The 24,383-nt window shown below is 41.4% G+C and carries 22 protein-coding genes; 16 read left to right on the top strand and 6 right to left on the bottom strand.

Annotated elements, in window-relative coordinates; all coding sequences use genetic code 11:
* Positions 1-125 precede the first annotated feature (125 nt).
* Positions 126-1,748, bottom strand: coding sequence for an ABC transporter substrate-binding protein (locus MKX97_RS17640; protein WP_340760767.1), 1,623 nt, complete (start codon positions 1,746-1,748; stop codon positions 126-128).
* A gap of 166 nt (positions 1,749-1,914) precedes the next feature.
* On the opposite strand from MKX97_RS17640, the gene MKX97_RS17645 reads away from it, so the two are divergent.
* Genes MKX97_RS17645 through MKX97_RS17665 form a run of 5 tightly spaced genes read left to right on the top strand, consistent with a single transcriptional unit; the run spans position 1,915 to position 6,646 of the window.
* Positions 1,915-2,763: a MurR/RpiR family transcriptional regulator gene (locus MKX97_RS17645; RefSeq protein WP_340760769.1), complete on the top strand. Its 849-nt coding sequence runs from the start codon at positions 1,915-1,917 to the stop codon at positions 2,761-2,763.
* A gap of 16 nt (positions 2,764-2,779) precedes the next feature.
* The gene (locus tag MKX97_RS17650; protein WP_342536599.1) at positions 2,780-3,928 is read left to right on the top strand and encodes an amidohydrolase; all 1,149 of its coding nucleotides are present in this window, start codon (positions 2,780-2,782) and stop codon (positions 3,926-3,928) included.
* Positions 3,925-4,743 (top strand): GNAT family N-acetyltransferase, encoded by an 819-nt coding sequence (locus tag MKX97_RS17655; RefSeq protein WP_340760773.1) that lies wholly within the window; start codon positions 3,925-3,927, stop codon positions 4,741-4,743. Before MKX97_RS17650 ends, MKX97_RS17655 begins: the two co-directional genes overlap by 4 nt.
* Positions 4,733-5,845 carry an o-succinylbenzoate synthase gene (gene menC, locus MKX97_RS17660; RefSeq protein WP_342537532.1) on the top strand — a complete coding sequence of 371 codons (1,113 nt, stop codon included), beginning with the start codon at positions 4,733-4,735 and terminating at the stop codon, positions 5,843-5,845. Before MKX97_RS17655 ends, menC begins: the two co-directional genes overlap by 11 nt.
* Before the next feature lie 39 nt (positions 5,846-5,884).
* Positions 5,885-6,646 carry a polyphenol oxidase family protein gene (locus MKX97_RS17665; RefSeq protein ID WP_340760776.1) on the top strand — a complete coding sequence of 254 codons (762 nt, stop codon included), beginning with the start codon at positions 5,885-5,887 and terminating at the stop codon, positions 6,644-6,646.
* Between the two features lie 99 nt (positions 6,647-6,745).
* Here the strand turns inward: MKX97_RS17665 and MKX97_RS17670 are convergent, their stop codons facing one another.
* Both MKX97_RS17670 and MKX97_RS17675 read right to left on the bottom strand, forming a co-directional pair.
* Entirely contained in the window at positions 6,746-8,740 is a 1,995-nt protein-coding gene (locus MKX97_RS17670; protein ID WP_342536600.1) for a methyl-accepting chemotaxis protein, read from the bottom strand.
* A gap of 227 nt (positions 8,741-8,967) precedes the next feature.
* Positions 8,968-9,303: a DUF378 domain-containing protein gene (locus MKX97_RS17675; RefSeq protein ID WP_040759996.1), complete on the bottom strand. Its 336-nt coding sequence runs from the start codon at positions 9,301-9,303 to the stop codon at positions 8,968-8,970.
* A 183-nt stretch (positions 9,304-9,486) separates the two neighbouring features.
* Between MKX97_RS17675 and MKX97_RS17680 the strand changes: the two genes are divergently transcribed.
* Both MKX97_RS17680 and MKX97_RS17685 read left to right on the top strand, forming a co-directional pair.
* On the top strand, positions 9,487-10,395 hold the full coding sequence (locus tag MKX97_RS17680; protein WP_221837473.1) for a patatin-like phospholipase family protein: 909 nt from the start codon (positions 9,487-9,489) through the stop codon (positions 10,393-10,395).
* Positions 10,396-10,467: 72 nt separating this feature from the next.
* Positions 10,468-10,626, top strand: a complete 159-nt coding sequence (locus MKX97_RS17685; RefSeq protein ID WP_009499263.1) for a hypothetical protein — start codon at positions 10,468-10,470, stop codon at positions 10,624-10,626.
* A gap of 15 nt (positions 10,627-10,641) precedes the next feature.
* Here MKX97_RS17685 and MKX97_RS17690 read toward each other — a convergent pair whose 3' ends face one another.
* Complete coding sequence (locus MKX97_RS17690) at positions 10,642-10,869, bottom strand: hypothetical protein (protein ID WP_342536602.1); 228 nt, start codon at positions 10,867-10,869, stop codon at positions 10,642-10,644.
* A 347-nt stretch (positions 10,870-11,216) separates the two neighbouring features.
* On the opposite strand from MKX97_RS17690, the gene abc-f reads away from it, so the two are divergent.
* The 9 genes from abc-f to MKX97_RS17735 all read left to right on the top strand — a co-directional run bounded on the left by abc-f (position 11,217) and on the right by MKX97_RS17735 (position 21,246).
* Positions 11,217-12,767, top strand: a complete 1,551-nt coding sequence (gene abc-f, locus MKX97_RS17695; protein ID WP_009499265.1) for an ABC-F type ribosomal protection protein — start codon at positions 11,217-11,219, stop codon at positions 12,765-12,767.
* 220 nt (positions 12,768-12,987) lie between these two features.
* Positions 12,988-13,359, top strand: a complete 372-nt coding sequence (locus MKX97_RS17700) for a GntR family transcriptional regulator (protein WP_078818725.1) — start codon at positions 12,988-12,990, stop codon at positions 13,357-13,359.
* Positions 13,360-13,364: 5 nt separating this feature from the next.
* A complete protein-coding gene (locus tag MKX97_RS17705; RefSeq protein ID WP_342536603.1) occupies positions 13,365-14,225 on the top strand; it encodes an ABC transporter ATP-binding protein in 861 nt (286 codons plus the stop codon).
* A complete protein-coding gene (locus tag MKX97_RS17710; protein WP_176132620.1) occupies positions 14,222-14,893 on the top strand; it encodes an ABC-2 transporter permease in 672 nt (223 codons plus the stop codon). Before MKX97_RS17705 ends, MKX97_RS17710 begins: the two co-directional genes overlap by 4 nt.
* A 107-nt stretch (positions 14,894-15,000) precedes the next feature.
* Positions 15,001-15,924 carry an ABC transporter ATP-binding protein gene (locus MKX97_RS17715; protein ID WP_078818728.1) on the top strand — a complete coding sequence of 308 codons (924 nt, stop codon included), beginning with the start codon at positions 15,001-15,003 and terminating at the stop codon, positions 15,922-15,924.
* Entirely contained in the window at positions 15,893-16,840 is a 948-nt protein-coding gene (locus tag MKX97_RS17720; protein WP_340760790.1) for an ABC transporter permease, read from the top strand. Before MKX97_RS17715 ends, MKX97_RS17720 begins: the two co-directional genes overlap by 32 nt.
* A gap of 222 nt (positions 16,841-17,062) precedes the next feature.
* The gene (locus tag MKX97_RS17725) at positions 17,063-18,247 is read left to right on the top strand and encodes an amidohydrolase (protein ID WP_221837457.1); all 1,185 of its coding nucleotides are present in this window, start codon (positions 17,063-17,065) and stop codon (positions 18,245-18,247) included.
* Positions 18,248-18,258: 11 nt separating this feature from the next.
* A complete protein-coding gene (locus MKX97_RS17730) occupies positions 18,259-19,797 on the top strand; it encodes an AbgT family transporter (RefSeq protein WP_340760794.1) in 1,539 nt (512 codons plus the stop codon).
* A gap of 150 nt (positions 19,798-19,947) precedes the next feature.
* On the top strand, positions 19,948-21,246 hold the full coding sequence (locus MKX97_RS17735; protein WP_078818732.1) for a hypothetical protein: 1,299 nt from the start codon (positions 19,948-19,950) through the stop codon (positions 21,244-21,246).
* Between the two features lie 151 nt (positions 21,247-21,397).
* Here MKX97_RS17735 and MKX97_RS17740 read toward each other — a convergent pair whose 3' ends face one another.
* Both MKX97_RS17740 and MKX97_RS17745 read right to left on the bottom strand, forming a co-directional pair.
* Complete coding sequence (locus MKX97_RS17740; RefSeq protein WP_342537533.1) at positions 21,398-22,867, bottom strand: YdiU family protein; 1,470 nt, start codon at positions 22,865-22,867, stop codon at positions 21,398-21,400.
* A gap of 298 nt (positions 22,868-23,165) precedes the next feature.
* Positions 23,166-24,020: a YitT family protein gene (locus MKX97_RS17745; protein ID WP_078818734.1), complete on the bottom strand. Its 855-nt coding sequence runs from the start codon at positions 24,018-24,020 to the stop codon at positions 23,166-23,168.
* Positions 24,021-24,383 lie beyond the last annotated feature (363 nt).

Below are 24,383 nucleotides of genomic sequence, written 5' to 3' on the forward strand. Positions count from 1 at the left end.
AATTGGTTAGCCTTAGGTCTTTGATACTTGGAAGTCTTTTCTAGTTGTCTTTATTTATAGTACGAAGTGTTATTCAATAAAAAAGCCGGCAAGAGATTGGACTGTCATCTCTTGCCGACTTCTTCTTATTTGTCTAAATACATTACAGCATAATTATCGTTTTCCATTGGATGCGGCTCAAATCCTTTAACATAATCAGCAAATGCGATCGGCGGTGTAGTATGCGCCAATGGAACCCAAGGAGCGTCTAAGTGGAATCGTTCCTGTGCTTTCTTATACAATTCGACCCGTTCATCTTGGTCGAATGTGACACGTGCCTGTTCAATTAATTCTTGGAACTCTTCATTATCATAGAACGCTAAATTGTTCGCAGGGGTTTCCATATTCGTATTGCTCAGATTTGGGTAGAGGAAGTTGTCTGGGTCTGCCATAACACCAGTCCATCCATATAAAGCCATTGGATGCTGTCCGTCACCCGTCTTTTCCAAATATGTTGCCCACTCATAAGTGACAATTTTTGCTTTGATACCAATTTCCTCCAAATTGGCTTGGATTGCTTCAGCTGTTTTCATTGGTTGTGGAAGGTATGGACGAGGGTTGCTCATCGCCCAGATTTCTGTCTCGAACCCTTCAGGATAGCCAGCTTCTGCAAGCAATGCTTTTGCTGCCTTTACGTCAAATTTATAATCCTCGATTTCATCGTTATACCCCCATAAAGCAGGCGGCACCGGACTTTTTGCAACATCTGCAAATCCACTGTAGAACCCATCAACAAGTGCCTTCTTGTCAATCGCCATATTGATCGCTTGTCTCACTTTGACATCGTCAAATGGTGCTTTCTGCGTATTCATCACCATAAAGCCTTCATTGAAACTTGGTCGTTTGACGAGTTTTAATTTTTCGTCTTTTTCTACGGTTTTTGCGTCTTCCGGATTCATCCCATCAATGAAATCTGCTTCTCCGCTCAGCAAAACATTCAAACGGGCCGAGTTGTCCGGAACAACTGTAAAGATAATCTGATCCAGCAGCGGCTGACTTTCTACATAATAATTTTCATTCGCTTTGACGACAATTTTGTCATTGCGTGTCCAGCTATCAAATTGGAATGGTCCCGTACCTACCGGATTTTCATAAAATCGTTCGTTGTACTGTTCTATAGCTGTCGGGCTTGCAATACCAAACATCGGGATTGCCAAATAGCTGATAAATGGAGCGACCTTTTCCTTCAACTTGATTTCTACCGTATGTTCATCCACAGCCTTCACATAGTCGATTTTATGTTCTTCGTCTCCTTTAAATCCACCATACAAGAATGGATAGTACGGGAAATCTCCGATATGATATTCGTTTTCGGTATCCATCCAACGTTCAAAATTAAACACGACAGCATCGGCGTTAAAATCAGTGCCGTCATGGAAAGTTACGCCCTTTTTAAGTGCAAGTGTCCATGTTAAGCCATCTTCACTCGTTTTATAGGATTCAGCCAATTTAGGCTGTAATTGCAAGTCTTTATCATACTCAAATAAAGTTTCAAAAATAGCGTGAGTCACTCGAATGGATTCTCCGTCTGTAATATTGATCGGATCTAATCCTACAGAGTCGGCACCTCTTGCATAGACCATCGTACCGCCTTCTTTTGAGCTCCCATTCCCTTTTGAAGCATCCGCCTCTTTGTCATTATCACTCGAACAAGCGCTGAGGATAAATAACCCTAAGATTACACTCATTGCATACAAAAATCGCTTCATAAAATTTCCCCCTTCAGGTAACTATCTTAGATGTTCTTTTTCTATTCTCAGTTAATTGGTTTGAAAAGTCAATGTACTTAGAAATTTTATTCACAGACTTTTGAAGTTTTACATGCAATGTGTTTTAATAGAGGAAGGATAAACTTCATACGATTGTAGGTGACTTATGAGAACATTGCAAGAAACAATAAAAGTACATTACTCTTCTTTATCACCCGGTCAACAGAAAGTAGCTGCCTTCTATATAGAACGACCCCAAGAAGCTGCATTGTTAACTGCTTTCCAGATCGGAAAGCAAGTGGGCGTCAGTGAAACGACAGTTATTCGCTTGGCTTATGCATTAGGATTTAGCGGTTATTCTGAATTACAACAAGCCCTTCGAAAAGATTGGCTTTTACCTAAACAAGACATTTCCGAAGTATTGCCTTCAAAAGATGGACAAACAAACGACAATCAACTCATTCGTCAAGTAATCCTAAGAGAGCAAGCCATTTTACAGAACCTGGCCGAGCAGATAAAAGTGGATGACGTTTGGGCAATGGCAGAGACGCTTATTCATTCAGATCGAATATATATTGGCGGTTTCGGCAGTTCATATGCTGCAGCCTACTGGTTATATTACGCACTGAAACAAATGCGAGCCAATGTTGTAATATCCAGTCCTACTGGATTTATGACGGAAGACATTTGTGACTTGACTACAAATTCAGCGGCTGTAATTTTCTCATTTCCCCGCTACCGTCAAGATACCGTGCAAGCCGCAACGATTGCGAAAGAGCAAGGAGCAAAAGTAATCGGCATTACAGACCGAACACTATCCCCTATCGGTCAACTAGCGGATATGACATTTACGAGTTCGGAAAATGAGGTGACAGATGCTCATTCCATTGCCTCGATCATCAGTCTATTGGATATGCTTCTTGCAGGTATGCGAATACGTGACTGCGAACACATTGCCAAACGCCAACAACAGCTAGAGCATTTATATGCTGAACAACAATTATTTTCAGAATAGAATGGAGGATAACTCAATGAACAACCCAATTCAATTCATTTCAGATCATAAAGAACAACTTCTACAAACCTATCAAGAGTTGCATGCACTGGCAGAGCCTAGCTGGGAAGAGAAGAAAACTTCTCGCTATCTACAGGACAAACTTTCAGTTGCCGGCTTGCAAATCAAAACATATCCAGATCACTATGGATTTATTGCAGAAATACCCGGTGAAAAAGAGAGCGTTATCGCGCTTCGTGCCGATATGGATGCGTTGGTTCAAGAAGTGGACGGCGTTGTAAAAGCCAATCATTCTTGCGGCCATGATGGACATAGCACAATGGCATTATATGCTGCGCTTGCGCTGCAGAATAGCAAAGCCACTTTACAACATACTATTCGATTCATCTTCCAGCCTGCTGAAGAAAAAGCTGAAGGAGCATTGCAGATGATGAAGGAGGGTGTCTTAGAAAATGTCTTGTTTTTAGGCGGTGTCCATGTAAGACCACACACGGAAGTACCTTATGGCAAATCGGCCCCTGTCATCTTGCACGGTTCATCTGCAACATTGACTGGCGTCATCATGGGGACACCCGCTCATGCAGCACGGCCAGAGGAAGGTAATAACCCAATTGAAGCGGCGAGTTTATTGATTCAAGCATTAAAACAAATTCGTCTGCAAGGCAATAAAAAGTACTCTATTAAAATGACGGAACTGCATGGCGGAGAGACGAGTAACTCCATCCCAGAAAGTGCTCGCTTCACGCTTGATGTACGTGCAGAAGCGAATGAAACGATGGTTGCTTTGCTGGCAAAGGCACAATATATTATCGAGAGCACCGCAAAGCTGACAGAGACGAACATTGCTTGCGAACAAATAGGCTACTCCCCGGCAGCTACCGAAAACTCAGTTGCCGTTCGAATGGCACAACATGCAATTGGTTCCGTATTGGGTCGCGAGAACGTTGCCGGCCCTTGTATTTCACAAGGAGCTGAAGACTTTCATTTTTACACATGGAAAACACCTCATATTCCAGCTACGATGATTGGATTAGGCTGCGATTTAAAGCCAGGACTACATCATCCGCAAATGACATTTAACACGGACGCTTTGGTTTATGGAACGAAAATACTGATTGAGCTGGTTATGAAGGCAGACCAAGAATTGGAGGAGAATATCCTGTGAAAAACTCAACCCTGACGATTCGAACAATCGATTCGCTTGAAGATCTACAAAAAGTTCATGCTCTTGAATCCATCGTTTGGAGTGTGGAAGACACCGTGCCAACCAGCCATACGATCGCTACCGTAAAGAACGGCGGGCTGATTTTGGGAGCATTTGATGAAGACCGACTAATTGGTTTTCAATATAGCTTCCCCGGTTTCGATGGCAAAAGTATCTATCTTTATTCACACAGTCTAGGCATTCATCCCGATTACCGCAGACTGGGTATTGGTGAACAATTGAAAGTGGCTCAAAAGAAAGTGGCACTCGAAAAAGGGTATGATCGTATCGTTTGGACATACGATCCACTTGAAACAGTCAATGCCAATCTGAATCTACATAAACTGCGTGCCGTAGTAGTGGATTATACAGAAAATGCGTACGGAGAAATGGAAGATGGAATGAACAATGGAATACCGACCGATCGTTTTACAGTGGAGTGGAATATTCGGGAACAGCCCACCGATTCTGCGCCTATCGATTTAGACAAAGTACATTCACTAGTTGAAACGAGTGTGGATAATGGTTTCTTGCATGCAGAGCATATGAATTGGCAAACCGACCATCAGAAATTAATCGTTCCAGTGCCTGCAAACTTCCAAGAACTCAAACAACATGATTTGACAGCAGCAATTATCTGGCGAGAAAAAACGAGAGAAATCTTTAAAGGTTGCTTGAGCAATGGCTGGATCGTGACCGATCTGCTTAAACATCCCGAAAACAATGAAGGCTACGTCTATATTTTAGAGAAAAGAGGAAATTATGATGGAAATTAAAACAGTTGTTTTGCGGTATATGAAAATGCAATTACTTCACCCATTCAAGACGAGTGTCGGAGTGGAGCAGGACAAAGACTTTATTTTGGTGGAAGTGAAATCAGCAGATGGGCAATCCGGCTTCGGTGAATCAGTTGCTTCGATTTCCCCGCTGTTTCATGAAGAAACGGTCCAAACGAATTGGCATATGCTGAGTGATTATTTGATTCCGTTACTTTTGAAGTCAGATATTCAGCATCCTGACGATGTTACGAAGATGTTTGATCACTTCAGAGGGAACTATAACGCGAAAGCGGCAATTGAAGGTGCTGTTTGGGACTTATGTGCAAAAAAACAGAATATGTCGCTAGCTGCCGCTTTAGGTGGCACGAAAAAGCAAATCGAAGTAGGTGTCAGCGTAGGAATCCAAGAAACGGAAGCAAAATTGTTGAAGAAAGTAGAAGGCTATTTGGAGAGTGGCTTCAAACGTATCAAAGTCAAAGTGATGCCGGAAAGAGACTTGGATATTCTGCAGGCGATTCGCGGAGAATTTCCTGATATCCAGCTAATGGCGGACGCAAACTGTGCATATACGTTGGCGGATATCGAGCATTTGCGAAAATTTGATGAGTTTGGTCTGACAATGATCGAACAGCCCCTTGCACACGGCGACATTGTGGACCATGCGCAATTGCAGGCCAATATCGAAACACCGATCTGTCTGGATGAAAGCATTCATTCCGCGGAAGACGTACGAAAATCGATTGAACTCGGCAGTACGAAGATCATCAACTTAAAAATTGGACGTGTGGGTGGATTAACGGAATCGAAGAAAATCCATGACTTATGTGTTCAGCATAATATTCCGCTTTGGTGCGGTGGTATGCTCGAAGCAGGTGTCGGACGCGCTCACAATATCGCGATCACAAGCTTGCCAGGCTTCACACTGCCGGGTGACACCGCTCCTTCCGCTCATTATTGGGACGAAGATATTATCTTACCGGAAGTCACCATGAATGACGGACTCATTGATGTGCCTACAACTCCAGGAATTGGATTTGATTTAAACTGGGACAAGGTAGAAGAGTGCATGGTGCATAGCCGGGTGTTTCACAGGGGTTAAGGAAAGAAATTGGCATATAGTAAGGCTGGAGGGATCTTCATGAAATCAAAAATATATATCCAAAATGAAAAACACCAAGCAGGCATGACAATGAAAGATTTCGAAAGTCCGGAAAGCAACAACATGGCACTTCATGCATGCGAATCTGCTAAAAGTGTGCTCTACAACCGAGAGCGATTAGCCAGCTTTCTACAGTCCAGTCCTGCAAATTTCGTTTTTGCCAATCAAACACACAGCGCAAACTTTCATCATGTGACTGAAAACGATCGGGGTAAAGGTGCGCTACGTCAAGATACCGCCATAGCGGACACAGATGCGCTGTATACATTTGAACCGAACATTGTATTATGCAGCTTGACCGCAGATTGTGTTCCTGTGATTTTTTATAGCGAAGACAATCCACTGATCGGTGTCATTCATTCGGGTTGGCAAGGGACCGTGAAGGAAATCACGCTGAAACTGTTCCAGCACTTGCAGCAAACGGAACAGTGCAACCTCAATCATGTGCATGTACAAATGGGCGCGGCGCTTAGTCAGAGGAAGTTTGAAGTCGATGAAGACGTCTATACAAAATTCCACGATCTTGGCTATGCAGACGAATGGATTGAATACAATGAAGTGACAAATAAATTTCATATCGACAACCAGCTAACGGTGAAAAAGCAATGCGAATTGGCCGGTATTCCTCCTGGCAATATTTCGGTTGACCGCATGTGTACGTTTCAAAGTACGGACGGCTTTTCTTATCGTGAAGATAAACAAGCGGGCCGACATTTGAGCTTTATCCGGAGAACAAAATAAAAAGGCTATCCCAAAAAGTTGTTTCATCTTTTTGGGATAGCCACTAATTTAGTTTCCTACTATTTTTAACATGTTGTATTTTTATAAATTACTAAAAGATTAGATCTTAAATTGTTGTACTACTTTACTGAGCTCTTCACTGAGTTCTGTTAATTTTACCGCGGAGTCCGTGACGGATTGAGTAGCCCGTAGCTGCTCTTCTGTCGATGCACTCACTTCTTCGCACGCTGCTGCCGTTTCCTGTGAAGTCGCCGCCATCATTTGGATGGTCTGAGCCACTTGCTCTTTATACGTTGTCACGCTTTGTACTTGGCTATAAATATCATCAATGGACTCTTGCATATCGCTCATCAAGTGTGAAATATCTTTAAATGTTGTTTCGGTCTCTTCCACAACACTGCTTTGACGATGAAAATTATCCATAGTTTCTTGCATTTGAGTCGTGACCATTCGCGACTCTTCTTGTAATTCTAAAACTGTGACTTTCACTTCGTCCGTAGAGCGTGCAGATTGCTCTGCTAATTTGCGCACCTCTTCAGCCACAACAGCGAAACCTTTTCCATGCTCCCCTGCACGGGCAGCTTCAATACTCGCATTTAACGCCAACAGATTGGTCTGAGAAGAAATATCGGTAATCGTCTCCATAACACTGCCGATCGCTTTCACCTTATTCCCTAAGTTCCCAATCACACTGAACATGGATTTTAAATCATTTTCCCAATCGGCAAATGAACCTTGCATCTGTTTCATCTGTTCAGACCCATTTGTGTTCATCACACCTGCTTGCTGCGCCATTTCCGTCATTCGGCGAGAACGGCTTGCAATTTCATTGATTTGTTCGCCAAGTGAGTCTGCCTGTACCGTAACGTCTTCCGAATCCTCTGCAGACTTTGCCGCCCCTTTTGCAATTTCATTAACTGCATGTGCCACTTCTGAACTGGAAGCACTCGTTTCTTCTGCTACCGCGCTCATACTCTCTGAATTCATTCGTACGTCTGCCGCGGATTGATTGACAACTGTAATGATCGTATCCATATGCCCTATCATTGTGTTGAATGAATTCCCTAGTTCACCAAATTCATCCTTCGATTGATTGTTGGAACGGACAGTTAAATCACCTTGCGCGACAGATGCCATGAGATCTTTCAGTGTATCTACCGGCTTTAAGGTTTTTGACATTAAGGCATATAGGAAAGCGGCTAAAATGACCAATGTGATAAGTGTGATACTAATCATGGATGTTCTTAGCTTATTGGCCATCAGGTTAATTTCCTTCTTATCATAGACTGCACTGATTTTCCAGCCTAAATCAGGGAGTGTGGAATAGACCATCACATGATCGTTACCTTCCACCTCGTAGTGGATAACGTCCGACTCTTTATTTTTTGCATACATTTCAGCAATATATGGATGCTCCATAAGACTTTCACCTTGAAGAGTGGGATGTGAAATGGCTGTACCGGTTTTGTCTAGCATAATAGGATAGCCATGAAAGCCCAGCTCTGTTTCCTCTAACTCTGAAGTAAAGGTAGACAGATCCAATGTTATACCGATTACTCCCGCAATTTGACCATCTAACTCGACTGCTTTTGCTCCAGTGATGGCCAATTCATTCGTTCCCGCGTCTATGTATGGATCTGTCCAAAATACTGAATCAGGATTTTCTGCTGCCCCTTTATACCAGCCCCTGCTAGTGGGATCAAAGCCCTCTTCCATTTCAACGAACGGAACGTGAAACATATTCTTGTCAGGTGTCGCATAATAAATGAATGTGGTTTTGTCATGAACTTCTAAAAAGTCTAGTAGAATTTGATTGAGTGGTTGCTGCACATCCACTTCCGATTCGCCTGTCGCACTTTTATAATCTCTAAAATCCGAAGAACTTGCTAATTGGCTAAGGCCCTTTTCAAATTGCTCTATGTACTTTCCTGTCGAACGACTTAGTTCATGAACAATTGCTTCGCTTGCCTCGACATTGTTCTCAAAAGAATTTTTTTGTACTGCATTACTGCTGAACGCTGTCATAATTGCAGCCCCTAAGAAAAACAAAACAATTGAACTGCTGATGATTTTCGTCTTTATCGACCTTTTCATAATCCATTCTCCCTGTCTGTATATAGTACTTCCCCACTAGTTTATCGTCTAAAGTATCCGTAAGTTTAGTTTCTTTAAAACATTTTTAATAATTTTAAACCTAGTATCGAATAAAAATAATCCCCTCCACATTAAGTAGAGAGGATTTCCGACATCTTGTGTTATTCTATTCGAATTCTTTAATATTTATTTGCTCGATTTCTTACCGGTCTTCCATCAATCATTCACTATTTATCCTCATCCTCAATTGTTATGTCTCTTTCATTGTCTTTTCTCATTGCCGTAAAGTCTGGTTCATCACCGAATTCAGCGTTATAGTTCACATTTCTAAATGCTTCACGGTTTTCACTGTATTCACCTTCTATCTCTTCATCCGGCTTGAATAAAAGAGCGATCGCTGCCAATCCACTAAGCCCTACAATTGCATAGATAATCTTTGCAAGTATTGTGTTTTGCCCCCCAAATATAGTTGCCACTAAATCAAAACCGAAAAACCCTATTAATCCCCAGTTAAGAGCTCCGATAATGACCAATGCCAATGCAACCCGCATAACCATACTCATACCTAACACCTCCTTCAGTAAATCCATAATCGAATTCAATACAGAACTGTAAAGATTCCTTCTTATAGTTCACTAAAAGAGATTTTTCATGCATATTTTTATACACATAGACCGTTAACAGGTTCTATTTCTGTTGTCTGGACTCTACAGTAGAAGAAGACTACAAATGAAAGTAGGGACGACATGCGAATTGATGGAGTTTTTTCAGGAGGCGGATTGAAAGGATTTGCATTAGTAGGTGCCGTTCAAGAATTGGAGAAACAAGGCTATCGTTTTAGAAACTTGGCGGGAACGAGTGCTGGGGCAATTTTAGCAAGCTTTTTGGCTGCAGGATATACAGCAAATGAGATAGAGAAAATGTTAGCGGAAGAAGATTTTCAATCATTGCTTGATCCACGAAAAACCTTGCTGCCATTTCCTTTCATGAAATGGGTTTCGCTTTATTGGAGAATGGGTCTTTATCAAGGAAAAGCACTAGAGGATTGGTTTTTTGACAAGCTCGCAAGAAAAGGTTGCTATGCATTTGGCGATCTGCCGAAAGGCTCGTTGAAACTGGTGGCATCTGATTTAACGAACGGAAAAATGATGCTGTTGCCTGATGACTTAGAGCAATATGGCTATGATCCCGATAAATTTTCTATTGCGAAAGCATTGCGTATGAGTTGCGGAATTCCCTATTTCTTTGAACCCGTCCGTCTGGATGCACCAAAGGGAGCAGTAGTTGTAGACGGTGGCGTGCTGAGTAATTTTCCAATGTGGATTTTTGATGACGATACACGCCATCCATTGATTGGATTGAAATTAAGCCGCCGCCAAGAGGAAACATCCGGTCGTCCCATTCACAATGCATTGCAATTATTCGAAGCATTGTTTTCCACGATGAAAAATGCGCATGATGAAAAATATATTTCTCGAGAACACGAAAAAAACATCGTCTTTATTCCCGTGGATGATTACAGTGCAACGCAATTTGATCTGACCGAAGAACAAATGGAGGAATTGCTCAATATTGGACGAAACCGAACCAAGCAATTTTTACGCACTTGGTCTCCAACACGTTTACAGGTCGTCAGAAAACAAAATGTCATCTAAATGAAATATTTGCTCTTATCTCTGTTTAACTCATAGATTTGGCGGGTAAAATGACTTATAAGGAGGGTTGCAATGATGACTAATTGTCAAGAAAGTTTTATCTTCAACAGAGAGCTGCAACTTTTGACCGATGAATACCAAACTGCACCCGCCGATGTAAAATCTTTTATCCTAAAAGATATTCAGCTGCTCAAAACAGCGATCTCTCTTTTGCAAGGCGATGCAAGTTAATATAGAAACATCCACTTAGCTATACAGTTTTTCCAAGTTTTTATTACGCTCCATTCTTTCTTCTCCTGTTGCCAAATCATATTTTTTCAGTAGATGAAATACCTCATTCAACGTCCCTCGATCCAATGGCTTGCTTAAAAAAATCTCACTACGCTTGAATAAATCTTTCGGCAAAAACATGTGTTGTTCTTTCAGCTTTTGCAAGACATCATTTTGAGAATGGTCGATTGTACACCTGCTCATTTGCGTTCACTCCTTTACTCAACACTCTATCACAATTTTCAATAAACTAAAAACCAAGGCTTGCTGCTTAGATGTGTGTGCTGCAAGCCTTAGTTTATCCATTTGACAACACAACAAGCACCTACTATACTGAGGTTAATTATATGAACGGGGTGACGAGTGGACAATGGATAACTAATCTGTGGAAGATTAAGGAAACGAATATTTTTCGCTTTCAAGAACCATAGGATTAGTCTGTACATTTTGCCGCTCGCACAATAATAGTGCGATTTTTAAACATGGCTAATCCTTCTAAACTACTTGTTTAGAAGGATTTTTTCTTTCTAAACATTAAGGAGAGATGCTACATGCAAGTTACTGTGACACACCGTTTATTCAAAGAAACTACCTTGACGATCGAGCGTGGTGAAACCATTGGGATTGTCGGGCCTAATGGCTGCGGCAAATCTACGCTTCTACACCAACTACACGACACTATAAAAACAAGTGCGCTTATGACACAAGAGGCGCAAAGCGAAAAACTGGAGTTTACATCCGAGGAACTTGCATTCCTCAGTGATTGGCAGGTCCCAGCCCTTCCCTACGAAAAGTTAAGCGGAGGTGAGCAATTGAAGCTCCGCCTCGCGAAGGCGTTAACTTCGCGCGCACCGATTCTTTTACTCGATGAGCCGACTAATCATCTAGACGATGACAGCTTAGCAAAGCTTACAGAACTGGTCCAAACAAGTTCCAAAACATGGATAATCGTATCACATGACCGATTCTTTTTAGACCAAGTCGCCACGACTATCTGGGCGATTGATGATGGCGCGATTGATGTGGTCACTGGCGATTATAGTCATTATGAAACATGGCGCAAAGCGAAGCGTGATAGCCAGGCGCATGCGTACACTGTACAACAAAAGCACATTGCACGTGTCGAGCAGCAATTAAATGAGCTCCAGACATGGTCGGCTACTATGCATAAAGAATCCACAGCTGCCCACCACCCGAAAGCAATGGGCGCGAAGGAATATTACCGAACCAAAGCTAAACGTGCAGATAAGCAAGTGAAATCGAAACGTAAAAAACTCGAACAACAATTGCAGGAACATCACATTGATAAAGTCAGCAAGGAACATACCATTCATTTCTCGCTTGCCGTCGAGCGTACGATAGGCAAACGCATTATTGAATTAAAAAACGTAGCAGTTTCTCCTATTTTACAAGATGTAAACCTAGTTGTGACCCGTGGCGAAAAAGTTGCAATACTTGGTGCAAATGGAGCCGGTAAATCTACTTTACTACACGCAATATATACATCTGCGATAACAAGCGGAGAACTTTGGCTAACAGAGGCAGCAAACATTGGCTATTTATCGCAGTCAGTTTTCGATCTTCCTCTTGAACAAACGGTTGCCGAATTCTTTACGTACGATAACTTCGAGGAAGAAGGCACAATCCGTACACAACTCATTCTTTTAGGCTTCACTAATGCACACTGGCATACAGCCATTCATGAGTTAAGCATGGGCGAACGGATTAAATTAAAAATTGCTAAGTTTATCATGGAGCGACGCAATGTTTTATTATTAGACGAACCAACAAATCATCTCGACATTGCGTCTCGCGAGCAATTGGAAGATGCGCTACTGGCTTATGAAGGCACGCTTATTTTCGTTTCCCACGACCGCTACTTTCGGGAAAAACTAGCTACTCGCAGTGTAACAGTTGAAAATGGCACACTGCACTTACCACAAGCTAAACAAACAATGAATGAAGTATTACTTGCACTCGAGACTGAAAAACAGGCCGTGCTTGGACAATTGTCATATTTGACTCCTAAGGATCCACAATACGCCGTGCTAGATGCTCGCTTCACTGAACTATTGAAGTTAATTAAAAAGGCTAAATCGTGATTAATTATAAGCTTGCGAATAATTAAGGCTAAGTACTATTAATCCTATCGTCACCAATCACGCCGAAACGGTATCATTCTTCGAAAGCTTTTGCATAGTTGCACCTTCCCTTCAAATGAAATCTCATTTGAAGGTTTTTTTATTTAACTACACTTGACTCTACTTAGCTATCTGTATATACTGTGCATATACAGTATATGAAAAGAAATGAGGTGATGTATTGAATATTGTCATCTCCAATACAGTGAACCAACCAATTTATGTACAGATTAAGAACCAGCTTAAAGAGCAGATCCTACTTAAAGAATTACAGGAGAAGGAAGCACTGCCTTCCATTCGAAAACTCGCGAAAGACTTGCAGGTCAGTGTCATCACGACAAAAAAAGCGTATGAAGAGCTGGAAAGAGATGGACTGATTGAAACTTTCCCGGGAAAAGGTTCGTTTGTCGCAGCACAAAATCATGAATTGCTGAAGGAAGAGCAATTGAAGAAAATTGAGGATCAACTGGCAATGGTCATTGAAGATAGCCGAGCTTTCGATGTGGGATTAGAAGAATTGGTTGATATGCTGACATTGTTATATGAGGAGTGAGAAAAGTGGAAAATGTTGTGGAAGTCCGCCGCTTGACGAAACAGTTGATTGGCTTTGTGCTGAATGATCTGAACTTTGATATTAAGAAAGGTTTCATTACTGGTTTTATTGGACCGAATGGGGCAGGAAAAAGTACTACCATTCGCTGCATTATGGACTTAATCCGTCAAGATCAAGGCGATATCCGTATTTTTGATAGGTCTCATAGCGAACATACGGCGAAGATCAAACAGCGAATTGGGTTTGTTTACGATGAAAATTACTATTATGAGGATAGCTCAATTGAAAAAAACAAACGGATTCTATCCCCTTTCTATAAAAATTGGGATGATGAATTATTTTACTACTATCTAAAAAAATTTCACCTCCCTGCTACTAAACTCGTAAAACATTTATCAAAAGGAATGCGAATGAAGTTTTCACTCGCGATGGCACTTGCCCACCATCCCGAATTCATTATTATGGATGAGCCGACAGCCGGATTAGATCCTATTGTTCGTCGAGAATTGCTGGATCTGATGCAAGAACTTATTCAAGATGAAGAGAAAGCCATCTTCTTTTCAACACATATTACGACTGATTTAGAGAGGATTGCTGATTTTATTATTTTCATTCACGATGGACGAATCATCTTTCAAGGCGAGATGGATGAATTCACCGAGCGCTATGTGCTTGTAAAAGGCACAGCTGACCAGCGCAGCCTGCTCAATGGATTGCCTGTGATCGGGTTGAGGGAAACAGATGTAGGCTTTGAATGTCTGGTGGATTCTGTAAAAACCTCTTTAAGTCACTTTCATGCATTGCTTATGGAAAAACCGACACTCGAAGACATTATGTATTACACAGTAAGGAGTGGATACCAATGAATCTTTTGATACGCAAAGATTTATATACGCAAAGAGTGAGTACTTACTTCCTAACTATTTTGTGGTTTATTATATTTACAAACTTTTTTACAGATGGTCAACCGATCCGTCATGTCATCCTACTTGCCGTTGTTGCTTACTTTATAGCTATTTCTTCCAATACCAAGTCGTTTGAAAAGGAGTCTGTCCTAATAAATAGTCTGCCGGTCACGAGGAAACAAGTCGTGCTAGCTAAGTATGCTGCAGGGCTCATTTGGTTTGTTCTATCCGCTGTGGCAGTGCTTATATATATCTTCCTGTTTGAAACGTTCGCTCCGTTTCCTGCACGCATGATGAGTATAACTGAATTGCTTATAGCACTGGGCAGCTTTTTTCTACTGATTTCTATTTACTATCCACTGCAATTTAAAGCTGGCTATGTGTTGGCCTCCACTTTGACTGTCATGATTCCCGTGTTGGCCATGATGTCACTTACTATAATAAAAAATATTTTGGAAAATCCAAGAATGACTTCAACTCACGAGTGGATGATGCATATCGCTCAGCTATTGACTACAAATCAATGGACCTTTGCGTTCTTGTTTCTCTTGGTCAGTGCATTGGTAACGTGGCTATCCATCCAATTGTCGATACGAATTTATGGCAATTCAGATTTTGATCATGCTTAATTGCTATTAAACAGAACTTTTTCTCTTGATAGCCGTATATATAACAACGACTCACTATTCAAGGCGGTATGTACCCATACACACCTTGTAGAAAAAAAGGAGGTTCGATGATTATTAAACCAATAGTAGAATTAAAGAATCTGACCAAAGTCATTGGAAACAAGAAGATTATTGATGACCTCAATTTATCGTTATATCCCGGGCAAATCACCGGATTTCTAGGACCTAATGGAGCTGGAAAAACTACAACCATCCGTATGATGGTTGGGCTGATGAAACGAACGAGCGGCGAAATTCTCATTGATGGAAAACCACTGTCTGAAGACTTTGAAGAGGGATTGTCAAAAATCGGGGTGATCGTAGAAAATCCTGAGATGTACAAATTTATGACTGGCTATAAAAATCTGCTGCATTTTGCGCGCATGCAAAGCGATATAAGCAAAGAACGAATCGATGAAGTCATTAGCCAAGTAGGGTTGGAACAACGTATCCACGAAAAAGTCTCCACCTACTCTCTTGGAATGCGCCAGCGACTCGGTTTAGCACAAGCTTTATTGCATCGACCTGAATTTCTTATTCTAGATGAACCGACAAACGGGCTCGACCCTGCCGGTATTCGAGAGTTTCGACAATATTTGCGAGAAATCGCTGCCACTGAGAATGTCTCTGTTTTCGTTTCCAGTCATATGCTTTCTGAAATCGAATTGATGTGCGACCGGATTGCCGTCATCCAAAACGGTAAGCTTGTTGATATACAAGACATGACAGAGCCTGTGCAATCTCATTATTATCTGGAAGCGTCCCCCGCTGAAGATGCACAGGAATTACTTTTGTCCAAAGGGTTCATTGTCGAAACAATGCCTGTTGGTCTGTTGTTACAGGCAGAGAAAAGCCAAATTCCAGCAATCGTTCAACTTCTAACCGCAAATGGAATCCAAGTATTTGCCGTACAGCCACATCGAAAAACGTTAGAAGATCAATTCTTGGAAATGACGGGAGGTGGGCAGATTGCTGAAGCTCATACAAAATGAATGGATGAAACTTTGGGCTAAAAGAGGTACTTGGCTCATGACTTTGTTACTTATCGCTATCGTCATTGGCCTAATGGGACTGACGAAGTGGATAAACAGTCAGAATACGACTGAACCGACTGATTGGAAAACCAATGTTCAGGAGCAATTAAAATTTACGAACGAAACACTTCAAATGGACTTATCGAAAAGCGAACGAAAACAAACGGAAGAAACCGCTAAAATTTTGGAATATCGCTTAGACCAGAATGTCCCGCCTTTAGCGCAAGACAGTCGGGAGTCTATGATTATTAATCCTGTAGGAATTGGCAGTCTAGTTGTGTTACTGACAGTCATTGTTGCGGCAGGGATCGTTGCTTCTGAATTCTCACAAGGAACGATTAAAATGTTACTGACACGGCCAGTAAAACGCTGGAAAATCATGACGTCAAAATATATCACGGTTCTGCTGTTTGGGATGTTGCTGATGCTTATTGGTTTTGTTGTAACCATAGCCTGTGCGTACATTCTGTTCCCTTCTGGCGGTGGTCAAGAACTCAAGATGGACGGCAATGCAATCGTTTCTGTTCCTGTGTGGGGACATGGACTATATTTGCTTATTCTGTCCTTTGCCAATGTGATCATTACGGCTACCTTCGCTTTCATGATCGGCAGTGTATTTCGTTCGAACGGAATGGCAATCGGCCTTTCCCTGTTCATTTTTTTCACCGGCAACACGATTGTATTGTTGCTCTCAAATTATGAAATCGTAAAGTATCTTGTATTCACACATATGGATCTGACTGTTTATGAAATGGGTCAGCCTTTCGTAGAAGGAATGACCATGCCTTTTTCTCTTACCGTCTTGGTCGTTTATCTCGTGGTTTTCCTAGTTATCAGCTATTCTGTGTTTACGAAACGGGATATTACCGCATAACCGATAAAAAATATTACTAGTTTATTTGGATTATTAGAAACGGGCAGAAAGATTGCTATAGCAATCTTTCTGCCTTTTCTTTTATCTATTGACAAGTAGAAAATTTCCCCTTCTTTGAAAGATAAGAAAATTTAGCTATTGATATTTCCCCCTCTCAGATACTATAATATCCAAATAACGACCTTGTCGTTAAATTTGCGTTAAGTGAGAGAGGTCAATGACATGCAAAAGAAAACGATTACAACCATGGTAGAAGAAGTATTTCCGCAGGTAGTAGAATGGAGACGCCATTTACACCAGCATCCTGAACTATCATTTGAAGAGTATGAGACATCTAAATTTATTGAAGAACAGCTGAATACATTTGATGGAATAGAAGTATCAAGACCCACTAAAACCAGTGTGATGGGAAGATTAAAAGGATTAGCAGGCGATGGCAAAACGATTGCTATGCGGGCAGACATTGATGCGTTGCCAATTCATGAGGAGACGGGTATCTCTTTTGAATCAAAAGTGGACGGGAAGATGCACGCTTGCGGTCATGACGGGCATACTTCTATGTTGCTAGGTACAGCAAAAGTTCTTTCCGAAATAAAGAAAACGCTTACCGGGGAATTTGTTTTTATATTTCAACACGCAGAGGAATTACCCCCTGGCGGAGCTCAGGAAATGGTCGCGGCGGGAGTGCTTGAAGGTGTGGATTGTATCTTAGGTATGCATTTATGGTCCACTGTACCTGTCGGAGAAATTCAAGTAACAAAAGGTCCAATGTCTGCTGCATCGGACATTTTTGATATTACCGTTAAAGGGAAGTCAGGACATGCTTCGCAGCCAGAAGGGGCAATAGATGCGCTAGCCATCGGTTCTCAAATCGTTTCAAACCTTCAGCAAATCGTTTCCCGAGTTTTGAGTCCCCTCGAAAGCGGAGTGGTCTCTTGTACTCGTTTCCATAGTGGTGACGCTTATAACGTGATTCCCGATCAAGCGTTAATTGGTGGTTCCGTTCGTACTCTATCCAATGACGTCAGAGAGAAAATTAAAGATAATTTAGAAAAAATCAGCACAAATATAGCAGAAGCCCATGGCGCCACAGCTGAGTTATCTTATCAATATGGTTATGATCCGGTCTTCAATGATATTGATTTATCGACCAAAGTGATGCAACATCTAACCGAATTTTTTACGGATGCAAAGGTAGAGGAGATTCCCCCGATGATGGGCGGAGAAGACTTTTCTGCATTTAGTAATGTCGTACCGGGTTGTTATATCGGAGTAGGTGCCATGAAAAAGAAAGACGATGTCTTTTATCCTCATCATCATCCTCGCTTTGAAATAAACGAAAAGGCTCTTAAAATAGGCATCTCATATTTTGTTTCAACTGCCCTATTTTTAACTAGCCAATACTAAGGGGTGCTGACATGTCGAAAAAACAAGATAAGGTAAAAACTAAAAACTCATTTTTTGATCGGATGCTAAACCGTATTGAAGTCGTCGGTAACAGGTTGCCAGATCCTATCGTTTTATTTGCCATAATGGCTTTAGCTATTCTTGTCATTTCAGCCTTATCCTCTTTCTTTAACGTTTCGGCAATTAGTCCTGTAGATGGAGAGGAGATTATAGCAAAGAATCTCCTCTCAAGAGATGGAATCTTAGAGCAACTGACAGGAATGGTCAAAAACTTTAGTGACTTCCCGCCACTTGGTGCAGTTTTGGTCATCATGCTTGGTGTCGGGCTCGCAGATGAAAGTGGATACTTCAAGACATTAATGAGAAGAGCGGTACTTTCTACGCCGAAAAAGATTATCATTCCGATGATCGTCTTAATTGGTATTATTGGTAACGTCGCAGGAGATGCAACACAAGTTGTATTACCGCCACTTGCTGCAACGATTCTGATGTCTTTTGGCTATCACCCTTTTGTGGGATTAATTGCCGCATACGCATCAACGCTTGGTGCGTTTTCCGCAAATATACTTATTGGTATGACCGATACGTTAGCTGCCGGATTTACGGAAATCGGCGCACAAACTGTAGATCCTTCTTTCGTTGCGAATCCAGCAATGAACTATTACTTTATTGCCGTATCAACTTTCTTCCTACTGGCTGTTGGGACATGGGTCACTTATAAATTTACGATTCCTCGTTATGGCGCATTCGAGGGAGATATGTTGGAGAATGAAGCAATTACTCCACTTGAAAATAAAGGTTTGCGCTGGGCAAATATTTCTGTAGTGGCTGTAGTTGCAATCCTATTGATCGGCGTCATCCCAGTCAATGGATGGTTACGAAATGCAGAAACGGGTTCTATTATTCAGGACTCTCCACTTATGGCTTCAGTTGTTCCGCTAGTAATGATTTTGTTCTTAGTACCAGGCATTTTCTACGGAATTGGGGCACAAACGATTAAGAGCTCCAAGGATTTTGCACAACAAATTGGTCGTGCGATGAGCTCGATGGGACCTTACATTGTTCTTGTTTTCGTCTCTGCCCAAATGCTTGCATATTTCAACGCTAGTAACCTGGGAGCAATTATTTCAATTAAAGGGGCAAACTTTTTAGATTCTATTGGATTTAAAGGCATTCCACTATTCGTTTCTTTCATTTTGTTTGTGGCCTTGGTTAATTTATTAATTGGGAGTGCCTCTGCAAAATGGGCTATATTAGCTCCAATCTTTGTGCCAATGTTTATGTACTTGGATTATCATCCGGCATTCACACAAATGATGTACCGAATCGGTGACTCCATTACGAATCCTATAACACCGATGTTTCCATATTTAGTACTCATATTAGCATTCGCTCAGAAGTTTGATAAGAAAGCTGGGCTTGGCACATTAATTGCAGGACTGTTCCCTTACTCGGTGTTCTATGGCATCTTCTGGATTATTCTGTTAGTCGTTTGGTATTTACTAGGAATTCCAGTAGGACCGGATGCACCTATTTTTTTGGATAAGTAATATGCAGAGTGTCTCTTAGCGATGTTTACGGCCAAGAGACACTTTTTTGTCTAAAAGAATGAGGGGCTACTCTGCCTAAAGAAATTTGACGTTACATGTTGTTTCTTTGATATACTGACATAAATACAGTGGCTTTATGGGAGGTATAGAATGTTTAAAGTGGCAATTATCGGTCCGCTAGTTTCTGTCGAACGGATTCAGAGTGTAATTGAAGATTTTCCTTCACGACTGGCATTTACCTCTTTCACTTATGAAACAGCAATCGAAACTATCGATATCGTCAAGGCACAATATGATGCATTTGACTATTTTTTATTCTCTGGCCCCATTCCTTATGAACTGGCTACACGGACAGGCTTGGATTCTGCTAAATTCTTTTCCATCGTTCTGTTGGAAACTGGACTTTACAAAGCACTGCTTAATATAACGAATCAAGTAAGAAAACCAATTGAGCGATTAAGTATCGATATTATTAATACCTCGAATGTAGTCGATGCCTCTCTTAGCCAACTGAATCTCCCGGTCAAAGAAGTCTTTGTGGAGGCATTTGACGCGGCTGTCGATTATTGGTCTTTGTACGAACATCATGTCCGCTTATGGGAGTCTGGAAAGGTAGATGCCGTCTTGACATGTTATCCCGATATCATGAATGCATTACACAAAAAAGGTATCCCTGCCGATTGGATCAGTACAACAAAACTAGCGACGCGGCATGCGTTGGAAATCATCGATAACCATGCAGAAATTTCATTTTTAAAACGTTCACAAATCGGAGTGTGTATGGTACATATTGATAATCTGTTGTACGAGCATCCCACCAACCTGTCATATGATATCCAGTTCACCACACTAAAATTGAATGAGGAACTACTACTATTAAGTCGAGAAATGAACGGCTCCTTTATCAGCTATCGAGAAGGACAGTACATGATTTTCAGCTCGCGCGGAGAAATCATTGACACATTTTCTGTATTACGAGAGACAATTGGGCGACTAGAGCGTGCGTGGAATAGGAAAATCACAAGTGGTATAGGATTTGGCGACTCTGCACTAAAAGCTGAGATGCATGCAAGGAAAGCATTGCAACTTACGCAACGAGAGTCTGATACGATCATTATGGTTGATCATGAAGGAAAAGTCCTAGATTTACCAAAAGATCAATATGATGAATCTTCAGTCCACCATGAGAATTATCTGCTTGAGCTTTTGAAAGCCGAAAATATTAATATTCAATTATTTGATAGAATACGCGAAGTCATAAGACGTAAGAGATGGTCTGCTTTTACCGCAAAAGAGCTTGCGTTTGAATTAAAAATGAGTGACCGCAATACACAACGTGCGCTTCTTGCGTTAAGCACTGCAGGAATTATAAAGCAAGTCGGTGAGGAGAAAGCCGTTTCAAAAGGAAGACCAAGTAAGTTATATGCATTTAAGGAGCAGTATACTTAATTACACCTTGTCGTAATTGCGTCCAGATTTTAAATGGTGCTGAGAACTCCGTGCCGCAGACTTTATTCATCTCACCCGCCTTTAGAGATGGGAGCCAGAATAAAGATAAAAACGGCCTATTCGACAAGAGTCTCCGTCGAATAGGCCGTCCTTATGTTCCGCAATATGTCTGATAGGAGTTTCCGTTATCAGATGGTACTGTATAATCTTCTTGCTCAGCTGTATAAGCATATGGATGTTCCAGCACATGCAAGAGCTTTAAGAAAGGTTTTATATCCCCCTCTTCCGCGGCCTGTAATGCTTCTTCCACTCGATGATTTCTCGGAATAACAGAAGGATTATGCTTCTTCATTAACTGCTGGACAGCTTGTTCATTATTCGATTGACGTTGCAATCTAGCTGTCCACCGCTCTTTCCATTCCACGAATCCCGACTCTTCGAACATCTTCTCCAACCGCCCTAACGTTAATGAACGGAATGTGTTCGTATAGTCTGCCTGATGCTCTTGCATTAATGCCAATAAATCTTTCACAAGTATTTCATCTTGCTCTTCTTCATTGAATAATCCAAGTTTCGCTCTCATTCCACCCATCCAATTCGTCACATACAACTTTGCAAATTCGGACAGTTTATTCTCTGCAAGCTCCACTGCTTTCTCCTGATCGTCATGCAATAGCGGCAAAAGAGTTTCCGCTAATCGTGTCAGATTCCACTCTGCAATACCAGGCTGGTTGCGATAAGAATAGCGTCCTTGCACGTCAATCGAGCTGAAAACTGTTGTCGGCTCGTAGGTATCCATAAATGCACATGGACCATAGTCGATCGTTTCTCCACTAATCGTCATATTATCAGTATTCATCACACCATGGATGAAACCAACTAGCTGCCATTTCGCAACTAAGGAAGCTTGGCGTGCAATTATTTCTTCTAGTAAGGATAAATAAGGATTATCTTTTTTGGCTATGCTTGGATAGTGTCGATTTATGGCATAGTCCGCCAAAGCACGTAAATCTTCGACTTCTTGTCGTGCAGCTGCATATTGAAACGTCCCTACACGCAAATGACTTGATGCGACTCTTGTCAATACAGCACCTGTCAATGCAGTCTCACGCAGCACCGGCTCACCTGTTACCGTAACGGCAAGACTTCGTGTCGTCGGAATACTGAGTCCATGCATAGCTTCGCTAATTAGATATTCACGAAGCATCGGACCAAGCGCTGCACGTCCATCACCGCCGCGAGAAAATGGCGTGCGACCCGAACCTTTCAACTGGATATCCATACGGTTTCCTTGAGGTGTGATCTGTTCCCCAAGAAGCATTGCGCGTCCATCACCGAGCATCGTAAAATTGCCAAACTGATGTCCTGCATACGCTTGTGCGATCGGTTCAATTCCTTCAAGCTTTTTGTTTCCTGCAAAAACGTCTATTGTTTCCGATGTCTTCAACTGCTCCACATCCAGACCAAGTGAAGAAGCGAGCGCATCATTCACGATGACGAGTTGGGGTGAACTGACAATGTTCGGTTCCACTAATGCGTAAAATGTATCGGGCAAATCACAGAAGCTGAGTTCTAAGTTCCAACCAGACAAATAATTATTCACCATAATCTCTCCTTTCATTCCGCGTGACAAACGGTATAACTATCCCTATCGTCCTTTATACAAAACAAATTGTCCACTTCCGCGATTCCGCCAAATTGTTCATTCAAGAGATGAAGTATATTGTATTTTGCACTTCTTTAAATTAATTACTCAAATATAAACCAAATTATATTCTAATCGGATGGATACTCGATAGTATTTACTAAGCTCGTATTTTGTAAAAACATTGTATCTTCTTTGAGTTTTTTGCAAATGTTCACTAAACAAAAAGAGCTGTCTAGAACGCCATGTAGACGCTTTAGACAACTCATGTCTGTTAGCTTTTCGCCAAAGAAAATCCTCTTCCTAGAATTTCAGATGCATTCAAGAACACGACAAATGAATGCGGTTCTTCTTCCTGTAGAATTTTCTTTAAATAAATCGCTTCTTGTTGCTCCACTACACATAAAATCATAGTTTTTTCTTGGTTGGCGAAACCACCGACAGACCGTACTTTCGTCAATCCCCGATCGATCTCTTCCTTAATAATCGTCTGAATTCGCTCTTCTTGCTCTGTAATAATTAACACAAGTTTCGAATGAGATGTTTGCAACTGTACAAAATCAATTACTTTACTCGTCACAAAAATCGCCATCATTGCAAATAGAGCCAACTCGAAATTAAATACAAATGCTGAGCAAATTACAACTACCCCATCTACTATGAGTTGGGCATAGCCGCTGGACAGGCCCGTATACTTTTTCACGATTTGTGCAACCGTTGCAAGCCCTCCAGTCGATCCATTCCCTCGATAAACGATACCCAGTCCCACACCTAACAGAATGCCTCCGTAGATTGCCGATAATAAAGGGTTATCGATTGTGAACGGAAGGTCTGCACTCAACCAAATCGTAAATGGCACAAAAAAAGTGCCAACTAAAGTTTTTAGACTAAAATCCTTTCCAAGAAGCGCTAGGCCGAGGAAAAATAGCGGAATATTGATCAGCCATTGCACGAACGCAGGCTCGAATCCATACAGTTCATACACAATCGTACTGATCCCTGATACTCCACCTGCTGCAAGCCTTGCAGGAAGGAAAAATATATTATAGGCCAAGCCGACAAAAACCGAGCCAATCATAATCCAAATGTACTCTGTAAGTAACTTTCTTTTTGCTGTAGAGGTCTTCAAAGTTCAATCATTCCTTTCCCAGCAGACTGATCTACCCTTGCCATTTTACCTCAAATTGAATGGCTTGGCATCTAGGCACGTTTATCTAATTTTATTTCCAATTAAAACACAGAAACATTCGTTCTGTTTTCAGCAGATAATTCTCTTTAAGCGTTATATAATGAACGCAATATAACATTGAAAAGGAGGATGAACTTATGGAAGAACGGATTCTACAATTGTTAGAAGGTTTGACTGATGATGTTAAGACAATTAAATCGGATTAGATATTTTCAAATTAATTTGTAAGAACAAGAAAAAAGCGCAAAAGAAGAGGTATTTGCCTTCCTTCCTTTGCGTCAAAAGTTTGTGTACGGTCAAACT

Source organism: Sporosarcina sp. FSL K6-3508 (assembly GCF_038615825.1).
Lineage (GTDB): Bacteria > Bacillota > Bacilli > Bacillales_A > Planococcaceae > Sporosarcina > Sporosarcina newyorkensis.

Bases quoted from the DNA above. Each gene is read 5' to 3' on its own strand.
- MKX97_RS17640 (WP_340760767.1), bottom strand. From the start codon at position 1,748: ATGAAGCGATTTTTGTATGCAATGAGTGTAATCTTAGGGTTATTTATC.
- MKX97_RS17645 (WP_340760769.1), top strand. From the start codon at position 1,915: ATGAGAACATTGCAAGAAACAATAAAAGTACATTACTCTTCTTTATCA.
- MKX97_RS17650 (WP_342536599.1), top strand. From the start codon at position 2,780: ATGAACAACCCAATTCAATTCATTTCAGATCATAAAGAACAACTTCTA.
- menC (WP_342537532.1), top strand. From the start codon at position 4,733: ATGGAAATTAAAACAGTTGTTTTGCGGTATATGAAAATGCAATTACTT.
- MKX97_RS17665 (WP_340760776.1), top strand. From the start codon at position 5,885: ATGAAATCAAAAATATATATCCAAAATGAAAAACACCAAGCAGGCATG.
- MKX97_RS17670 (WP_342536600.1), bottom strand. From the start codon at position 8,740: ATGAAAAGGTCGATAAAGACGAAAATCATCAGCAGTTCAATTGTTTTG.
- MKX97_RS17675 (WP_040759996.1), bottom strand. From the start codon at position 9,303: ATGAGTATGGTTATGCGGGTTGCATTGGCATTGGTCATTATCGGAGCT.
- MKX97_RS17680 (WP_221837473.1), top strand. From the start codon at position 9,487: ATGCGAATTGATGGAGTTTTTTCAGGAGGCGGATTGAAAGGATTTGCA.
- MKX97_RS17685 (WP_009499263.1), top strand. From the start codon at position 10,468: ATGATGACTAATTGTCAAGAAAGTTTTATCTTCAACAGAGAGCTGCAA.
- MKX97_RS17690 (WP_342536602.1), bottom strand. From the start codon at position 10,869: ATGAGCAGGTGTACAATCGACCATTCTCAAAATGATGTCTTGCAAAAG.
- abc-f (WP_009499265.1), top strand. From the start codon at position 11,217: ATGCAAGTTACTGTGACACACCGTTTATTCAAAGAAACTACCTTGACG.
- MKX97_RS17710 (WP_176132620.1), top strand. From the start codon at position 14,222: ATGAATCTTTTGATACGCAAAGATTTATATACGCAAAGAGTGAGTACT.
- MKX97_RS17715 (WP_078818728.1), top strand. From the start codon at position 15,001: ATGATTATTAAACCAATAGTAGAATTAAAGAATCTGACCAAAGTCATT.
- MKX97_RS17725 (WP_221837457.1), top strand. From the start codon at position 17,063: ATGCAAAAGAAAACGATTACAACCATGGTAGAAGAAGTATTTCCGCAG.
- MKX97_RS17730 (WP_340760794.1), top strand. From the start codon at position 18,259: ATGTCGAAAAAACAAGATAAGGTAAAAACTAAAAACTCATTTTTTGAT.
- MKX97_RS17735 (WP_078818732.1), top strand. From the start codon at position 19,948: ATGTTTAAAGTGGCAATTATCGGTCCGCTAGTTTCTGTCGAACGGATT.
- MKX97_RS17740 (WP_342537533.1), bottom strand. From the start codon at position 22,867: ATGAAAGGAGAGATTATGGTGAATAATTATTTGTCTGGTTGGAACTTA.